This is a genomic window from Brevundimonas sp. KH_060 (genome assembly GCF_057838275.1).
Window position 1 is genome coordinate 76,601 of the sequence record NZ_CM174463.1, and the last position, 15,847, is coordinate 92,447.

Sequence of the window (15,847 nt, forward strand, 5' to 3'; positions counted from 1 at the left end):
GGGGTCGTTCTCGATCCGGCGCGATGCTCCGTACGGGGTTGGGTAGCTCAGATGGTTAGAGCGGTGGATTCATAACCCACAGGTCGGCGGTTCGATCCCGCCTCCAACCACCACGGATTTCCTTTAAATCAATGACTTAGCTCGGCACCTCAAATCTGAGGGCTGGCGCGGCATGAGAACATTTGTGGACCAAACCGGCCGCTCCGGGAGTGAAATCCCGGAATAGTCCCGGAGGATGTTCTCCAAGCGTTCTTGACAGTCAGTGTTTTGGATACCGCTGACATCTTACGTGCGACGGCGAATCAACCGAAAGCTTTTGGGGTCCGGGCCATCCGGGCCCTGTGACGACGGCGTCGGTTCTTCGGCGCGGCTGGAACAGGAGCTTTTGACGATGAAGATCGGACGAAGCGCTAAGACCGGGCAGTTCGTCCCGGTTCGTGAAGCTCAGCGGAAGTCGTCGACCCATGTGGTTGAGACGATCAAGCCGAGCCCCAAGCCCAAGAAGTAATCTTGGGTGATCGCCTATCGGCTAGCGTGATGCGGCCGTGATGCGACAGGAGGGAGAGGCGGCCCCATCGCCTGCAAAGCCAGGAGCTGTCTCCCCTCCACCTCGCTGCGAACAGCTTCCTCTGTGTGAAGTGACCCGTGGCAAAGTTCAAGGCGGCCTATGTCAAAAAGGCTTAGCCGCCTCCTTTGAAGATCATCGCGAGTGGAGAGGGAATTTGGAAAAGCTTCTCGGAGAGGTCGTTGCCCAGCGGGTGATGCTTGCCCAGCTTATAGCGTTCGTGGCGGCGAAACAGGATGACCGCGAACTCTTCTTGGCGAACTTTCGCGAGGCCAGCCTGCGTTCGCTCTCGTCGTCCAACCTGGGCGGCGGCGACGCGACGGAAGTTGCCCGTGCTGCTTCCGAGATAATCACTGACACGTGCGATACGGCAGGCAGAGCAGCCTAAATCCCTGGCAATGCGGATGAACGCGCCGCGGGGAGCTCCAAAGAACCCAAGCGAGCGCGGCCCGATGGAGGTTCGTTAGGCAGTGAGCTTTTGGATTAAATGCTGGCGGACAATCACCGGCGATAAACGTGCTTTGAACAAGGGGGCGACCATGGAACTTCGTGAATTTGTCAAAACGAGCCTTCTAGACGTGCTGTTAGGGATCAATGATGCCCAGCAAGAACTGCTAAAACACGAAGGCCGGTTGGGAGTGGTCAACCCCCAGTTCAAAGGCAAGGATTTGCTAATGGAGCACATGCAGTTCGACGTAGCTGTCACAACGGCGACCACAGAGAAGGGAGGGGCCAAAGGGGGCATCAATGTCTACGCAGCGAAGTTAGGCGGCGACCTCTCGCACGAAGATCAGAATAGCGCCGTCTCTCGACTAACCTTCAGGGTTCCCTTCGTTGCATCTGCGATTGAGGTACGACCCTGAATGATGAAATACCCCCACCCGGTGAGGGCGATGGGCGTGTAGCGATTTGCCAGAGCGGGAGTGCTGTGTGAGGCTCTTCCTCATGAAGCGCGATCCCACGACCGTCGAAGACCTTGAAGAGTTTGCCGAACAGCTTGAGGGCCCGCTCGGCACGGCGCTGCACTCGACGGGGATCGCCTTGGAGAGAAGGATGCGGGAAGAGGGCCTGACCTGGTCTGACCTTGATGACAATCAGGTCGCAGACTTGTTCCTTACAGCCTTCGTGGAAGCCGCGCCTGACGCCTACCCGCATCTAGAACGAGAGATTGTGGAAGAGGCCGTGCAGGCCATAGCAGCGAACGTAAGGATGGAGCTGGCCGCAAACGCTGGCGGTAGCACTACCCCGAACTGAAAACCCCTCGCCGGCGCTTGGGGCGCCAGCGAGGGGCTCGGCGGTTCTCAGACGGCAGCCCCAGAGGATGGAGAGGGCTGCGATGAGCCAACTGACCGGATTGAAGGCGGTTCCAAACGACGAAAGGCCCGCCCTCCGAAGAGAGCGGGCCTCGAAGCGGAGCCTCAGAGCTCGACGCGTCCTTAGGTCACATAGCCGTACCGCGGGCTATCAGGACGAATGCCGACCCTTAGCCATGAGCTGGAGAAGGCTGATGAAGTCCATTGCACTCAAGGTGCTACTCGGCTTGGGCGCGGCAGCCCTTCTGGCTGGACTCGCCCTGTTCGTCTGGGCCGGGTTCGCTTTCGCAGAATACGGCAGCTGATCTACCCCGGCCTGAGGCGCGCCCACCACGGCCGCCCTATTCGCTCGACGGCCTGCGCGTCCCTCGCTTCGCACGCCCGTACGATCCCGATTACGTCCGCCGTTCGCCCGTTGGCCGTCCTGAGGGCGCCGGTCTGCGCCACCCCGAACGCCATCCAGTCCCGCTCGTCGGATGGCTCCAGCGGAAGGGCGGCGGACGGGACAGGCTCAGTCCACCCGGCCGGGATCAGCGCGGAACACGGCGCACTGTGCATCACGGTAATCGGAGAGCTGGCACACCCTGCGGCGAGCAGCATCAGCGGCAGCATTGCGATCAGGCGCATGGCGGATTTCCTTTTCGGCCTGGGTGACGATTGAGGCGGTGGATTGGTCTCGGGCGTCGGCCCGGTCGCGGATGGCGCTGGCGTCCTGCGCGGCGGCCGTGCGGCCCTCGGCGAGGGTCTTGCCCGCCTCGGCCTGCCGAGTCCTGTCAGCGGCCCTCTGGCGGGCGTCCGTGGCGCACATGGCCAGCAGGATCAGGGCGAGCGCCAGGCAGGCGACGGTGAGCCAGCCGGTGGCGGTCAGGGCGCGGGTCATTTGGACGCTCCATGTGGTGGGAAGACCGACAGATCGATGTACGTCCACGGGCGAAGCCAGAACGACCAGCAGAGACGGCCATGCGGTTTCGGATGCTTCTCGGAAGGCCCGTGCTCTAGACCGATAGGGTACAGCCTCTCGATCACCTGACGCAGGCTACGGACCAGGTCCTCCGGCGCGACGGCCTGTTCGGTCCACGGCACCGCCACCAAATCGATATCGCGTTCCTGGCTGCCGTGAACGGCCAGCGCATATCCCATTAAACGCGCGCGCTCACGAAGCGGGCGAATGATGCGACGGGAAAGTGAACCGCCCCGGGTTTCCCGGAGGCTCCAACTCCTGAGTAGGATGGAGCCCGATGAGCAAGACGACGAACAAATTTGCGCCGGAGGTCCGCGATCGAGCGGTTCGGATGGTGCTGGATCATGGCGTGGAGCATCCGTCGCGCTGGGCGGCGATAGTTTCGGTGGCGAGCAAGATCGGCTGCTCGGCGCATACGCTGAACGAGTGGGTCAAGAAGGCGGAGGTGGACGCAGGCCGGCGCGCCGGCGTCCCGACCGACCTGGCCGAGAAGCTCAAGGCGCTGGAGCGGGAGAACCGCGAACTCCGTCAGGCCAACGAGATTCTCCGCAAGGCGTCGGCCTATTTTGCGCAGGCGGAGCTCGACCGCCCGTTCAAGCGATGATCGCCTTCATCGACGATCACCGACAGGCCCACGGGGTCGAGCCGATCTGCAGGGTCCTGCCGATCGCCCCGTCGACCTACCATGAGCATCTCGCCCGGCGCCGCGATCCGGCCCGGCGTCCGGCCCGGCTCCAGCGTGACGAAGCGCTCCGGCCCGAGGTGCTGCGCGTCTTCACCGAGAACTTCGGTGTTTACGGCGTGCGCAAGGTCTGGCGGCAGATGCGGCGTGAGAGGCTCCCCGTCGCCCGTTGCACGGTCCAGCGGCTGATGCGGGACCTGGGCCTTCAGGGCGTGATCCGCGGCAAGCCTGTGCGCACGACGTTCAGCGACAAGGCGACGCCGTGTCCGCTGGATCAGGTGAACCGACAGTTCCAAGCGCCCGCGCCCAACCGGCTCTGGGTCTCCGACTTCACCTACGTCGCGACCTGGGCGGGCTTCGTCTATGTGGCCTTCGTAATCGACGTCTACGCCCGCTACATCGTGGGCTGGCGCGTCAGCCGGACGGCCCATGCCGCCTTCGTCCTCGACGCCCTGGAGCAGGCGATCCATGACCGTCGCCCCGTCCACGGCGGCGGCCTGATCCATCACAGCGATCGCGGCAGTCAGTATCTTTCGATCAAGTACACCGAGCGCCTGGCGGAGGCCGGCATCGAGCCTTCGGTGGGCAGCGTAGGCGACAGCTATGACAACGCCCTCGCCGAGACCATCAACGGTCTCTACAAAGCCGAGGTCATCCATCGACGCGGGCCGTGGCGCACCTTCGAAGCCGTCGAGTACGCCACGCTCGAATGGGTCGACTGGTTCAACAACCGACGCCTGCTCGAACCCATCGGCAACATCCCGCCCGCCGAGGCAGAGCAGCGTTACTACGCGGCGATGGACCACGTCCCCATCGCCGCATAACTTAAACCAAATAGCCTCCGGGAAACCCGGAGCGGTTCAAAGCGACCTGACCATCTCTGGGTCAGTCGCATCGGTTGAGAACCCACCGTTGTGAACCCGGCACGGCTCAACACTGAACCCTTCGCCGATCTGATCCAGGCGCCGGCCGCTCACAGGATCAGCTCCTTGGCCTGCGCGGTCCGACGGCGGCGATCCTCCAGCCCGTTCGTGCCGCCGTTGATGGCCTTGGTCAGGCCCAGCAGATCGTCAGCGTCGGCCTTGGCGTTCAGCTTGCGGTCGCTCCAGTATACGCAGCCCACCAGCAGCCCGATCGACGGGTGCGAGACGATCTCCGGGTGGCGCTCGAGATCGATGCCGATCTGCCGGCCGACGCGGCGATAGTTGGTCCGGCCCGTAAGTTGGATCGGCCCGCGCCCCTTGAACCGGCGCCCGTCGCCCGGCTGGGTGTTTCCGAGATCCGCGCGTCCCTCATAGGCGGCTCCGCTGGCGATCTCCTCCATGTAGCGGAAGCCGCCGCTCTCGTGCCCGCACTGGCCCATGAAGTGCGCCAGGCGAAGGCCGCTATCGAGGATGCCGTAGGTGCGGAAGTGGACGTTGGCCGCGAGGCCCAGTTCCTCGGCTATCGGCTTCTGCGCGCCCATCCGCGCGAACAGCGCCGTCAGGGTTCCGGCGCCGATGATGCCGTCAACGGACACGCCGAGGCGTCCCTGCAATCGACGTGCGTCGAGCATGGAGTCTCTCCAAATTGAGGTTAAGGTTTCCGAGGCTAAGGACGCTCGGGGGAGCAATGACGCATTCAGCTATCGTGAAGTACTTGGACAGCTTTGGAGCCGAGAGCACGGATCAAGTCGCCGCCGCGCCTTGCGTTGAGGTGCTGTACTCGTTCCAAAAACTAAGCGTGGCAGAAGTGGCGGTGTTTGAGGGTCGAGCATGGGCGTTGATCGACACGGGAGCAGACCTCACCCACATCGACGCCGCCCTCGTGCCCCAACATGCCAAGAAAATTCGCGAAATCAGCCTGAGCGGGGCGACCGGCGAAATTCAAACTTGGTCTTATGAAGTACAAATGCAGCTTGTGGGGACGGAGACCGCCCTTAGTGTTGAAGTTGTGCCCCTCGCCGGCGACCGCACCCGTCCATATCGCTTGATCTTAGGGCGCATGTTCTTGGCCCGATGTCGTTTCCTGAACGACGGCCCCCTGGGGATCAGGTCGATCACCTATCTGTCTCAGGCCGAAAGAGACGCACTGGCTTCCGGCAATCTGGCAGCAACGACTCTATAATCCGGATGTGCGCACACAATAGGTGCTGATCCTTGTTGCCGAGCTCGTCAACATTAGCTGGCCGGGCGCGCGACTGCGCACCAAGGCGATAGGCCATGATGGTCTCCAGTTCAGTTTTCAGGGGTGCGCACGGCGCGCGCGGCTTCAGGCGGCGCGGCTCGCGCTCTGCCGTCTCACGTTCCGCCACAGAACATGGGCGGTGTAGGCCACGGCGCAGACCAGCAGCGCCTCGGTGCGGGATGCGCCATAGTCCCCGACCAGAACGGTCAGGGAATAGGCGCCCAGGATCAGCGACAGGATGAAAAGCGCCCGTCGCACATCGCCCGGCCCCACAGGATAGTCGCCCATTCGGGGCTTCAGCGCCTGCGCCCGCAGTTGCAGACAGGCGCTGCCATAACCGCTCGCCAGCGCGGCGATCCAGTCGACCCAGGTCATCCCGACCCCTCCTTGCCCAGACGAGAGGCCCAGCGCTTGGCCCCCTCGATGACGAGCGGCAGAAGCTCCCAGCCCAAACCACCGACGACGAAGCCGACGGCGACCGGATCGACGGCGGCCCTCAACCCCTCGAACGGGATCATGGCGACCATTGCCGGGCCGAGAGCGAAAGCCGCGACGGTGCCGACCAGCAGCCCGGCCGTCACATTCGCCAGCGCGCGCCAGAAGTCCGACAACGTCGGCCGGTGCCCCGCCTTCACCAGTTGCACGAAGGTGTAGACGCCATAGATCAGCGCCCCGGCCGCGCCCCCGAAGGCATAGCGCAGCCGCCCCAGGTCGAAGCCGGGGGGTAGATCAGACAGCATGCGCCGCCCTCCCATTTCAGATTGTCAGGAAACGGCCCGCCAGAGGCGAACCGGGTTCGTCAGGCTTCCGGCTCAGCCGGGGCGACGGGCTCTTCAGGAACTGGGGGGTTCGCGATGGCGTCCAGGCGCTGTCGATCCGCCTCCAGTCCCGCGCGGACATCGACAAACCACTTCGCCACGTTGGGCAGGTTCACGGCGGCCGAGGTGCCGTTCGGTAAACCAGCCGAGATCGCCGCGGCTACTGCCGCTTCGAACGCCTGGGCTTCTGGGCCCGTCATCACCGCTACAGCGGCCTCGATCTGCGACAGATAGAAGCCGGCGATCACGCGCTCAGCGGCTTCTGCTTCGGCCAGGGATTGCGGGGTGGGAAAGGTCGGGTTGGTCATGATGTCTCCAGAGATTTGAGGGTTATCGATCTTCACTTCGGCGCGGCCCATTGGCTGAACGACGAGACGACGGTGCCGACTTCGACCGTCGCGCGAAAAGGGCGACCGCAACGACGGCCAGCATCAGGATGATCGCGAGCGCGACTTCCATGGGGTGTGCTCCGGTTGTTGAGAGGTTCAGGTGCCGTTGTCGGCAATGTCGGCCTGCACATAGACGGCGGCTTGCTGGCCGGCCTTGGTGACGACGCCCATGAAGACAGCGGACTTGGACTGACCAGTCCCGACCGTGCCGTAGAAGCTGGTTGTGAAAGAACTCGGGCTGTTCGCGACCAGGTCGTCGCCCGAAACTTTCACCCAGCGCATGCTGGCGCCGCTGTTGCCGCCTGCTGCCGTGACGGTCGTGGTTGAGGTGCTGACTCCGCCAGCGCCGTTGCGGCCGCCCTGGACGATGAGGGAGGATGCCGTTGCTGTAAGAACGCCACTCCCCCCGACGATGTCCGATCCGCCGAAGCGGGGACCGTCGACCGTGTTCTGGCTCATGTAGACGTAGGCATTGGCCTTGGTTTCCGAGCCCTCGGCCACAGACGAAGGGCCCGTCCACCAGACCAGCTTCTGCGTTCCGCCAAATGCCTTTCCGTAGCGGGTGCGGGTGTTCTCGGAGGGGCTGTAGACGTACCAGTTGCCCGCTCGATATTCGGTGCGCTCGCCGGCGCTCGGATCGCGGATGGCGAAGGCTGCGGCGAGGACTTCAAACGACGAGGTCGTGCCGTCGTTTGTGGAGGCGAACCCGCTGACGTAACCATTGACGTCCAACACCACGCCCTTGATGGCCTTGGCCGTGCCGTCGGCCGAAGCCGCAACACTTTCAACCGTGGTCAGACGCGCTGTAAGGCCCGTGCCTGGGGTGTTGACCGTTGCCTCCAGCGAGGTGACGCGGGCGGCGTCTGCCTTGCCTGTCTGAAGGTTCGCGGTAGCGGTCTCAAGGGTGCCGACCCTGGCGTTCAGGGTTGAAGCCAGCGTGCCGTCCGCGATGGTGAGTGAGCGACCCCGCACCGACCCGGCAGAGGTCCGGTTGGGCTGGAGCCCGAACCTTGCCGCAACCGTCCCCGCCGGCAGAGTGGTTTCCGCCCCAGCGCCCGCCAATCCGAAGGAGCGAGTTATCCGGTTTCCGGCTCCGACGGGGAACATTGTCACTGGACCAGTGACGGCCGTCATCGTCCCGGCAGCGTCGAAGGCCCACGCAGTGATGCGGGCGCTGTCCCCGGAGACCTCCTGGTCCCAGACGCCGGCGACCGTGATCACCTGCCCTGACGCGATGGGAACCAAGCCTCGCGCAATCCACGCCCCGGTGTCGGAGGACTTGAAGTAATAGCCAGACGCGTCCTGTCCGACCTTGGCGTTCCCTAAAGGCGCCGTTCCCGCTCCACCCTGCGAGAAGAAGGTCCCTGCGGCGTCATTGATTGTCGTTGGGCGCGCGCCGAGGGCTGTAGCCTCCAGCACCTCCACACGGGTCGCGTCGGCCTTCTTCGCCTGAAGGTCTGCCGTCGCCGCTTCCAGCGAACCGACCTTGCCGATCAGTCCACTGCCCGGAGTGTTGACCGTCGCCTCGAGAGCGGCGACCCGCGTCGCGTCCGCCTTTCCCGCCTGGAGATCAGCAGCCGCCGTTTCCAACGTCGTCACGCGCCCTGCGAGAACGGATGTATCGCCCTGTGCGTCAAGGTTGAGGTACTTGGCCTGGATCGTACCATTGCCGCTGGGCGATATGGTCGAGCCCCCACGGACGACCGGCCGCACAGTATGGGCCGCCGGAAAGGCGGTCCTGACGGCCTCAGTCTTCCACAGTTGTGACGCCACCTCGCGCCACCCCATGCCGATCGTCAGGTCGCTCTCAACCACAGACGAAAGCGCGCCCAGGTACTGCTCAGCCCTATCGAAGGCGGCAAGGTACAGCGTAACCCGTCGATCGCCCGCCGCAGGGTCTTCCGTGCGTCGAACGCGCGCCCGCACGCGGTAGGCGCCGCTGTCGCTCAGAACTGCGCCGCCCAGCGTGGAGAGGTAGACGAGCTGTAGCTCGAAGACCTTGCCTTCACCGGCGACTGCTACAATTCGCGATGGTGAGGCAGCCGCGCCGCCCTCGATGGCCTCTGTGTAGAAGTTTTCCGCACCCGCAGCGTCAAATGGCACCGGGCTGACAGCCGAGGTCGCAAAGGCCTCCAGCGTCGCCACGCGCTCAACGCTGGCCTTCTGGGTCTGAAGGTTTGTGACGGCCGTTTCAGCTGCACCCATCCTGGCGCTGAGGCCAGTGCCGGGCGTGTTCACCGTCGCTTCAAGCGCGGCGACCCGCGAGACATCAGCCTTGCCTGTCTGTAGGCTGACCGTGGCGCTCTCCTGGGTCGCCATGCGAGCTACCAGCCCGGTGGAGGGCGTGTTCACCGTGGCTTCAAGAGCATTCAGCCGATTGACGGCCGCGCTGTTGTCCGAGGTCTGCTTGTTCTCGACCGTGGTCAGACGGGCCAGCACGCCCGTCGTTGGGGTGTTGAGCGTGTCGAACATGGCGTCGGTGCGGGCCAGCAGGCCGGTCCCCGCCGTGTATACGGTGGCGTTCAGCGTGCCGACCGCATTGTCGAGCGCTTCGATACCGTCGGACGCCAGATCGATCGCATCCTGCATGGCGACGATAGTCGGGGCGGTCGGGACGACGTTGCCCGCCGTCAGGTCGCCAGCGACGATACCGCACTTGATGTCCGGCTCGCTCTTGGCGCCGTTCTTCGCCACGTACTGGAGCGAGAAGCAGTAGGTCTGCCCCGGCGTCAGCCCAGCGATCTCATACCGGCCATCTGGACGGGGCGAGCCCTCATAGCCGTCCGTCCACGGTCCGGCTGCGCTCGGCCCATGCTTGATGATGACCGCGACGATGTCCGTCGTCTCGATCGGCAGTTCGATAATGACGATCGGTTGCGAGACTCCGCCCCCGCCCGGCGGCTTGGGCACGACCGTCCAGTCTTCCGGCGCGGGCTTCGGGACGTACTTGGGATCGACGGCCGACAGGCTGGGCGACGGCGCAGGCTGGGCGGCTTGGCCCAACGCCCACGCGTGCTTGCCGTCGCTCTCAGAGCGCAGCTCCAGCGTCACGCTCGCCGATTGATGGTTGGTCGTGGCGCGACGGACGACGAACTTCTGACCGGCCAGCGCGAGTTCAGGCACGTCCACGGTGATGCAGGCGCCCGGATGGACGTGCATCAGGTGGACCTTGGACGGCAGGGTCGCTGTCAGTCCCTCGCGCAGGTTCGCCAGATCATAAGCGGCTAGTTGCCCCGCCTGCTTGGCGCTGCGGACGTGGGTGTACTCGATCTCCAGCGAGCGCGGCTCGCCCCGATCCTCGTCGCGATAGACCGACGACGTGACCTCGCCGGCCGGGACGTACTGCCAGCCGTTCGCCTCCGACTTGTAGCGCGGGACGATGGTGTTCTTGCGCTCGCGGCGGGGTGTCAGCGGCCGGATCTCGGCCTGCCCGATCAAATCATCCCGCGTGTAGGTGTAGGTGGCGACGCGCGGGGCGTTGACCAGGACACTGATCTGCGCGCCTCGGCTGATCGGCTCGCCGCCGCCGGCCTGAAGCATGGCCAGCAGGGTCTGGAACTTGCCGTCCGACGTCGACCATTCGCCCGAGATCGTCCACGCGTTGGCCTGGGCGACATTCATGCCTTCGACGAAGGCCGGGATATCGATCGCGGCGTCGGGCGCCCCGATGCCTGCGATCCGCTTCGTGCGGTCGATCGTGCCGTCCAGGTTCAGCTTGTAGTGACCGCGGCACCAGGCCAGCCCGTGGACATAGGGGCTTTCGCTCCACTCCCATGTCCGCCAGTCGTCACGACGCTGGGGGCCGCTGCCGCCCGGATAGGTCGAGTCCTTGCGCGGATCCCACAGCTTCATCCAACGGCCGATCCAGCGCGGATCAGGCACGCCATTGGTGAAGACGTCCCGGTCCTCCGGGTTCTTCGCCAGCACCATCGTCCAGAAGGAGAAGGAGACCTGCGGCGCCGCGTGCTGCGTGCCCCAGCCCGTCAGGCCGGGATTGCCGTACTTCAGGCCCGTCGGAGGCAGCAGGGCTGCATCACCGGGCAGGCCCAGCGTCGTCCGCTGCCACATGTCGGCCGCGTAGAAGCCGGTCGCCTCATTCTGCGGCCCGCTGAAGCTGACGGTCGCCCCGTCGGCTTCGAAGCGCGGAACCTGATCGATCGGTCCCAGCGACAGGGCGACGCCCAGCGAAAGCGCGACGTTCTTGTAGCCCCAGGTCGCCTGGAAGACCTTGTTGCCGCCCAACGCGGTATAGCCCATGGCGCCCCGGACCGGGGCCTTGGGGTCAGGCTTGAAGTCGAGCGTGGTCCCGCTGGAGGGCGTATTCGGGCGCATCAGAGCGGCGGCGGCCGCAGACAGGCCGAGAGCCGCGCCAGCCGCGACAATCTTGCCGGCCAGCGCAATCGTCGCGCCTTCGCCGATGGCGGCCATGACGCCGATCTTGGTCAGGCCGACCGCCGTAGCCGTGACGGCCGACGACCACGCGGCAGCCGCCCAGGATGCGACGACAGGGATCGCCTGAGGCATTACACAACTCTCCAGGCGGCGACGTACTCATGATTGATGATTTCGCCGCACACGCCGTCGAGGAAGCCAAGGACGGTGTTCCGGTGCAGCACCACCTGCATGGCGTCGCCCATGTCGCCGTCGCCCGCGACGCAGCAGATGTCTCCGACGCGAGCCTCGGCGGGCGCATCCCAGCGCGGGAAATGCTGATCCATGATCTCAGAGAGCGACGAGACGCCGAGGCGCTTTAGGGCGCGGCGTGCGCCCACCGGCGTGCTGTAAGCGCCGCCCTTCAGCAGCGAAGGTTTGAACCCAAGCTGCTTGAGGTGAAACGCCGCCATGCGGGCGCAGTCCGTCGCCCCCAGAACCAGCGGCTGTCCGTGGAACCGCGCGAAGGTGGCTTCCGTAGCGGCCACCCGCATCTCCAGCTCGGTCATTTGGCAGCCTGCTCGAAACCAGAGCCGGGGCCGCCGCCGATGGAACCGTTGCCGCCCCCATAGGAGCCGCCCGAGCCCTTGGCTGGTCCGTTGTAGCCCCAGTGGGTTTGCTCGTTGACGTTCGGCGTATGTTCGAAGGCGCGGGCGCCGGGTCCGAACAGGTGGGTCCAGAAGGCGTTGTTCCAGCGGTGGCCTTCGTTGTCGTCGAACAGGCGCTCCCAGATCGTCGCCAGCTCCAGTTCCAGCAGGGACGAGTTCTGAGCGTGGTTGAAACCAGCGTCGTCCAGCTCACCGACGAAGCGCACGTCAGGCTCGCCGATGACCTGGCCGGTCTGCCGGTCGATGGCGGCGGCGTAGATGGCGACGGGCGAGCCCTGGGCGCTGGGCGCCGTCAGGGCGGCGACGGCGGCGTTGCCGGTCGGAAGCAGTTGCACCGTCTGGCGGGGCGCCTCGGTTCCCTCCGCTTCGGTGAACTCGCCGAAGCCCGCGATCTTGCCGAAATCGGCGTCCTCGGCCGTGTACGATTCAGCACCCCACAGCACGAAGCCGGAGCCGTCCACCAGCCGGATCGTCTTGCCTGGCAGTTCGATTTTCAGCAGGTGGACCAGCATAGGGTTGCGGGCCTGCAGCGCGGCCAGCATGGCCGGTGACATGGACATCAGGCGCGCTCCTTGATGGTGAAGCGGAACGGCAGGTACTTCGACCGGCTGGTGTTCCAGGCCTGTTCGTTGCCCTGCACGAAGCCCTCGATCTTGGGTTCGAAATCCAAGACGGTTCCGGCCGGAGGCTGACGCCGCAGCATCGGCTCGATCTGTAAGGTCGCCTTACCGAGGGAGCTGACGACCACGACGTCCGCGACCGCGACCTGATAGAGGAAGGACTCGCCGCCGATGATCATGGAGAAGAACTTCCCCTCCCTGATCCGGTCGCCGGGGATCAGTCCGCTGACCGGCAGCGACGTACCCGCCGATCCAGCCGAGGCGACAACCGGCGCCCCATATGACCGGGGCTTCACGCCGGGCTCGGGGAAGGCCAGACGAACCGTCTCCTTCAGTCCACGGACCAGCCGCGACAGGTATTTCATCCCATGCTCGGCGTACTCGGCCGGATAGGTCTCGACATCGATGGCCCAGCGGTCGCCCATGCGCAGCACCTTCGACTGCGGGCCGCCCAGGATCGGATCCTGATCGACGCCGAAGCTGACGTAGCGGGGAACCGCCTCCTTGATCGGAGGGCAGGCAGGAAGTTCGATCATCCGACGAGGCTCTGTCTGCGGCGCATCGCGTTCGTGCGCTGTTGGTCCTGAACGGTGGCGACGCCCATGGTCGTGGTCTGAACCGCAACAGACCCCGAGATGGCCTGCACGCGCGGGACGAAGAGGCCGCCCTCTTCGACGGCCAGTTGGACGATGACGGGCTGCTGGCGGGCCGCATGGGCCTGCTGCGCCCGGTTCATCGCCGCGTTCACGCTCGGGATGATGGTGCCGCTCGTGTTCGGGACGAAGACTTCGGGGCGACGCTCGCCGGTGATGTAGGCCTGCCCGCGAACGACGGCGCCGCCGCTGGCGCGCTTCCCGGCGAAGAGGCTGGCGATGCTGCTCAGCCACCCCGTGCCGCCGCCACCGCCTTGGCCGAAGCCCTTGGCCGCGCTGGCCAGCAGGTCGAACAGGTCATCCGCCAGGTTGTCGAGCATCCGGTCGGTGAAGCGGTCGGCCAGGTTCTCGAAGAAGCCGCCGAGGTCGCCGTCGATCGCGGCCCTGATCCCTTCGCTGAAGGAGCGCCGGAACTCGTCGCGAAGCGCCCCTTCGGTGTCGGCGTTGTCGAGCGCGGTCCATTCGCGCTCTGCTCGTGCCTGAGCTACGTCGCGAGAAAGCTCGATGCGACGCTCGAGCAGTTCATTCACTCGGCTGGCGATGAAGAGTTCACGTTCGGCCGTCCGAATGCGTCCTTCGTGACCTGCAAGGCGTGCCAGCTCTGCTTCGTAGCCGAGCCGATCCAGAAGCAGGTCATTGGCGCGCTCGTTCGCAGCCTCCTGCTTCTCTAGGACTTCCTGGTTGCGGTCCCAGAGGATTTGCAGGCCACGCTGCGCATCTTCAGCCACCGCGATTGCAGCGACCTGAGCCTCCGCGCGCGCTTTGGCGTCTTGGACACCCGCATCCTGTAGTTGCTTCGTGAGGTTCAGCGTATCGAGTTCACGCTGCTTCGCCCTAGCCGCATCGTCCTGACCTTGGGCGCGCAGCCGTTCGATTTGCATCTGCAAATCCAGAAGCTGGCGCTGGCGCGCCAGCTCTTCCGGCGTTGGACCGCTGGCGCCTTTTTTCTTCTTTCCATCCTCGGTCGCGGTCGTGCTTCCGCCGTCACCGCCCAGATTGATGCCGGCCGCGATGCGGGCAAATTCGTCCTCTTGTCGCCACTGTTCGCGGATCGCTTCGGCTGCCTGGGCTTGAGCGCGCTGCGCTTCTCGAATCGCACCGGCAGCGTACGCAGCTTGGCCGAGCGCCTCGCCCATCTCGCGAGGGCGGCCAGAGTTGACCTCCTCGACCGCTGCCGTCGCAGCGGCCAACCTTGTCTGCGCTTCTTGGGTTCGTTTCGCAGCCAAGGCGCGCGCAGCAACAATAGCTGCCTGAGCTTCCTCGCGCATGGCCTTCGCGTTCTCGCGCGCGTAGGCCGCGCTTTCCTTGGACGCGTTCTTGGCTTTGATCTGGGCCTTCTCGTACTCTGCCAGGGCCTTGCTTCCGGCAGTGGTCATCGCTTCGAATTCACGAGCGGCGCGCGCGCCTTCACTGAAGCGTTGGTTGAGCAGATAGATGCCAGCCGCCAGAGCAGCGGTCGCGACGAGGGCGGCCCCCAGCGGGTTCGCGGCAATGGCGGCAGTGAAAGTGCGCGTCGCGCCGGTTGCGAGGACCGTGGCGCGGCTCACCCCGAGTTGACGGGCCTCCAGTGACGCCAGTGCCAACTGATACCGGACGCTCTCTGCAGTCGCCGCAACGGTGGCTGTCGCCGATGCTGTGAGTGACAGAAGGTATCGGCCGCCAATGATCGTCGCGAGCCCTCCGACGATAATGGTTACCGTGTCGAGGTTGTCCGAAAGCAGGATGATGCCCTGCGCCATCCTCTGCGTCGCCGAAAGTCCGCTGTCGGTTTGGCCGACATAACGCCCGAGTTGGTTGTCGAGCGTCTGGAGCGCAGCCGAAACCGTGGGAACCGCAGAGTTCGCCTGCTGCTCAATGGACTTGAACCCGATGAGAGCAGCGTCGAAGAACTCTTTCGAACTGACCTTCCCATCCTTGACGAGCTTGGTCAGGTTGTTGATCGACCCGCCGAAGCGGTCAGAGCCGTTCGCCACCGCCTGGAGCAACACAGGCGTTTGATCGATCAGAGAATTGTACTCTTGCGCTTGGACCACGTTACCGCCCAACAGCTGGCCTAGCTGGAGCAGAGCGCCGCTCGCTTCGGTGGCCGAGGTGCCCTGCACCTTCAGTGCGGCGGAGGTGCCCGACACGAAGTCGAGCAACTTCTCTTCGCTAGCGCCTAGGTTCTGGCGCGCCATCGTCGCGCGCTGGTAGAGCTCAGCTGTGGCTGCGACCGCTACGCCATTTCGGTTCGCCGTCTCATAGAGCCGATCCTCGACTCGCTGAAGTGCCATCCCCTCAAGGCCGGTCGCTTTCAAACGGTTTTGGAGCGACGTGTAAGCGTCGGCGTACTTGATCACCTGCTGCGTGGAGAAGGCGGCCGCCAGCGTCGGGGCCAGAGCCGTAAGACTTGTGCGCAAGGCCGACGTCATATCGCGACCGGCGCTGTCCATGATCCTCGTGAGGTTCTTCTGAGATTGGGTGGCGCGCCGCTCGACCTCATTCAATCGGCGATCTGCAGTTGCCCGCATGGAGTCCATCGCTTTCTCGAAGCGGCGGACGTCGGCAGACATCTGAAGCACCAGGGTGTTGACGTCTTGAGCCATGCTGCCCCCAAAGAAAAAGGCGGCTCCGAAGAACCGCCTCTGCGAAATGATAGGTG

Annotated in this window: 16 protein-coding genes, 1 tRNA gene and 1 other annotated feature; of the genes, 6 read left to right on the forward strand and 11 right to left on the reverse strand. The window is 65.0% G+C overall.

The window, feature by feature from the left end; translation table 11 throughout:
* Window positions 1–36 precede the first annotated feature (36 nt).
* The 4 genes from AC3IPP_RS00350 (at window position 37) to AC3IPP_RS00365 (ending at window position 1,819) form a co-directional block, all read left to right on the forward strand.
* Window positions 37–113, forward strand: a tRNA-Met gene (locus AC3IPP_RS00350).
* A 609-nt stretch (window positions 114–722) separates the two neighbouring features.
* Complete coding sequence (locus tag AC3IPP_RS00355) at window positions 723–953, forward strand: hypothetical protein (protein ID WP_489149909.1); 231 nt, start codon at window positions 723–725, stop codon at window positions 951–953.
* 151 nt (window positions 954–1,104) lie between these two features.
* Window positions 1,105–1,428 (forward strand): hypothetical protein, encoded by a 324-nt coding sequence (locus AC3IPP_RS00360; protein WP_489149910.1) that lies wholly within the window; start codon window positions 1,105–1,107, stop codon window positions 1,426–1,428.
* A gap of 67 nt (window positions 1,429–1,495) precedes the next feature.
* On the forward strand, window positions 1,496–1,819 hold the full coding sequence (locus AC3IPP_RS00365; RefSeq protein ID WP_489149911.1) for a hypothetical protein: 324 nt from the start codon (window positions 1,496–1,498) through the stop codon (window positions 1,817–1,819).
* A gap of 570 nt (window positions 1,820–2,389) precedes the next feature.
* Here AC3IPP_RS00365 and AC3IPP_RS00370 read toward each other — a convergent pair.
* Window positions 2,390–2,758 carry a hypothetical protein gene (locus tag AC3IPP_RS00370; protein ID WP_489149912.1) on the reverse strand — a complete coding sequence of 123 codons (369 nt, stop codon included), beginning with the start codon at window positions 2,756–2,758 and terminating at the stop codon, window positions 2,390–2,392.
* Window positions 2,755–3,018 carry a hypothetical protein gene (locus tag AC3IPP_RS00375; RefSeq protein ID WP_489149913.1) on the reverse strand — a complete coding sequence of 88 codons (264 nt, stop codon included), beginning with the start codon at window positions 3,016–3,018 and terminating at the stop codon, window positions 2,755–2,757. Before AC3IPP_RS00375 ends, AC3IPP_RS00370 begins: the two co-directional genes overlap by 4 nt.
* A gap of 98 nt (window positions 3,019–3,116) precedes the next feature.
* Here AC3IPP_RS00375 and AC3IPP_RS00380 point away from each other — a divergent pair.
* A protein-coding gene (locus AC3IPP_RS00380) for an IS3 family transposase (RefSeq protein WP_128114971.1) occupies window positions 3,117–4,345 on the forward strand; the annotation gives its coding sequence in 2 pieces (ribosomal slippage) (window positions 3,117–3,405 and window positions 3,405–4,345; 1,230 coding nt in all).
* Window positions 3,398–3,514: a sequence feature (AL1L pseudoknot), on the forward strand. It overlaps the preceding gene by 117 nt.
* Before the next feature lie 149 nt (window positions 4,346–4,494).
* On the opposite strand, the gene AC3IPP_RS00385 is transcribed toward AC3IPP_RS00380, so the two are convergent.
* On the reverse strand, window positions 4,495–5,076 hold the full coding sequence (locus AC3IPP_RS00385) for a glycoside hydrolase family 19 protein (protein WP_489149914.1): 582 nt from the start codon (window positions 5,074–5,076) through the stop codon (window positions 4,495–4,497).
* 56 nt (window positions 5,077–5,132) lie between these two features.
* Here AC3IPP_RS00385 and AC3IPP_RS00390 point away from each other — a divergent pair, with 56 nt between their 5' ends.
* Window positions 5,133–5,627, forward strand: a complete 495-nt coding sequence (locus AC3IPP_RS00390; RefSeq protein ID WP_489149915.1) for a pepsin/retropepsin-like aspartic protease family protein — start codon at window positions 5,133–5,135, stop codon at window positions 5,625–5,627.
* Window positions 5,628–5,771: 144 nt separating this feature from the next.
* Here AC3IPP_RS00390 and AC3IPP_RS00395 read toward each other — a convergent pair whose 3' ends face one another.
* The 8 genes from AC3IPP_RS00395 to AC3IPP_RS00430 all read right to left on the reverse strand — a co-directional run bounded on the left by AC3IPP_RS00395 (window position 5,772) and on the right by AC3IPP_RS00430 (window position 15,791).
* Window positions 5,772–6,062 carry a hypothetical protein gene (locus tag AC3IPP_RS00395; protein WP_191001812.1) on the reverse strand — a complete coding sequence of 97 codons (291 nt, stop codon included), beginning with the start codon at window positions 6,060–6,062 and terminating at the stop codon, window positions 5,772–5,774.
* Window positions 6,059–6,427, reverse strand: coding sequence for a hypothetical protein (locus AC3IPP_RS00400; RefSeq protein ID WP_489149916.1), 369 nt, complete (start codon window positions 6,425–6,427; stop codon window positions 6,059–6,061). The genes AC3IPP_RS00395 and AC3IPP_RS00400 overlap by 4 nt, the downstream gene beginning before the upstream one ends.
* Before the next feature lie 59 nt (window positions 6,428–6,486).
* Window positions 6,487–6,813, reverse strand: a complete 327-nt coding sequence (locus AC3IPP_RS00405) for a hypothetical protein (protein WP_489149917.1) — start codon at window positions 6,811–6,813, stop codon at window positions 6,487–6,489.
* 177 nt (window positions 6,814–6,990) lie between these two features.
* A complete protein-coding gene (locus tag AC3IPP_RS00410; protein ID WP_489149918.1) occupies window positions 6,991–11,418 on the reverse strand; it encodes a hypothetical protein in 4,428 nt (1,475 codons plus the stop codon).
* Window positions 11,418–11,834, reverse strand: coding sequence for a DUF6950 family protein (locus tag AC3IPP_RS00415; RefSeq protein WP_489149919.1), 417 nt, complete (start codon window positions 11,832–11,834; stop codon window positions 11,418–11,420). The genes AC3IPP_RS00410 and AC3IPP_RS00415 overlap by 1 nt, the downstream gene beginning before the upstream one ends.
* On the reverse strand, window positions 11,831–12,493 hold the full coding sequence (locus AC3IPP_RS00420; protein ID WP_489149920.1) for a hypothetical protein: 663 nt from the start codon (window positions 12,491–12,493) through the stop codon (window positions 11,831–11,833). The genes AC3IPP_RS00415 and AC3IPP_RS00420 overlap by 4 nt, the downstream gene beginning before the upstream one ends.
* Window positions 12,493–13,089, reverse strand: coding sequence for a hypothetical protein (locus AC3IPP_RS00425; RefSeq protein ID WP_489149921.1), 597 nt, complete (start codon window positions 13,087–13,089; stop codon window positions 12,493–12,495). Before AC3IPP_RS00425 ends, AC3IPP_RS00420 begins: the two co-directional genes overlap by 1 nt.
* Complete coding sequence (locus tag AC3IPP_RS00430; RefSeq protein ID WP_489149922.1) at window positions 13,086–15,791, reverse strand: tape measure protein; 2,706 nt, start codon at window positions 15,789–15,791, stop codon at window positions 13,086–13,088. Before AC3IPP_RS00430 ends, AC3IPP_RS00425 begins: the two co-directional genes overlap by 4 nt.
* Between the last annotated feature and the right edge of the window lie 56 nt (window positions 15,792–15,847).

Coding starts and splice junctions, on each gene's coding strand:
- AC3IPP_RS00415 (WP_489149919.1), bottom strand. CDS start 11,834: ATGACCGAGCTGGAGATGCGGGTGGCCGCTACGGAAGCCACCTTCGCG.
- AC3IPP_RS00360 (WP_489149910.1), top strand. CDS start 1,105: ATGGAACTTCGTGAATTTGTCAAAACGAGCCTTCTAGACGTGCTGTTA.
- AC3IPP_RS00375 (WP_489149913.1), bottom strand. CDS start 3,018: ATGGGATATGCGCTGGCCGTTCACGGCAGCCAGGAACGCGATATCGAT.
- AC3IPP_RS00395 (WP_191001812.1), bottom strand. CDS start 6,062: ATGACCTGGGTCGACTGGATCGCCGCGCTGGCGAGCGGTTATGGCAGC.
- AC3IPP_RS00410 (WP_489149918.1), bottom strand. CDS start 11,418: ATGCCTCAGGCGATCCCTGTCGTCGCATCCTGGGCGGCTGCCGCGTGG.
- AC3IPP_RS00405 (WP_489149917.1), bottom strand. CDS start 6,813: ATGACCAACCCGACCTTTCCCACCCCGCAATCCCTGGCCGAAGCAGAA.
- AC3IPP_RS00420 (WP_489149920.1), bottom strand. CDS start 12,493: ATGTCCATGTCACCGGCCATGCTGGCCGCGCTGCAGGCCCGCAACCCT.
- AC3IPP_RS00400 (WP_489149916.1), bottom strand. CDS start 6,427: ATGCTGTCTGATCTACCCCCCGGCTTCGACCTGGGGCGGCTGCGCTAT.
- AC3IPP_RS00385 (WP_489149914.1), bottom strand. CDS start 5,076: ATGCTCGACGCACGTCGATTGCAGGGACGCCTCGGCGTGTCCGTTGAC.
- AC3IPP_RS00425 (WP_489149921.1), bottom strand. CDS start 13,089: ATGATCGAACTTCCTGCCTGCCCTCCGATCAAGGAGGCGGTTCCCCGC.
- AC3IPP_RS00390 (WP_489149915.1), top strand. CDS start 5,133: ATGACGCATTCAGCTATCGTGAAGTACTTGGACAGCTTTGGAGCCGAG.
- AC3IPP_RS00430 (WP_489149922.1), bottom strand. CDS start 15,791: ATGGCTCAAGACGTCAACACCCTGGTGCTTCAGATGTCTGCCGACGTC.
- AC3IPP_RS00370 (WP_489149912.1), bottom strand. CDS start 2,758: ATGACCCGCGCCCTGACCGCCACCGGCTGGCTCACCGTCGCCTGCCTG.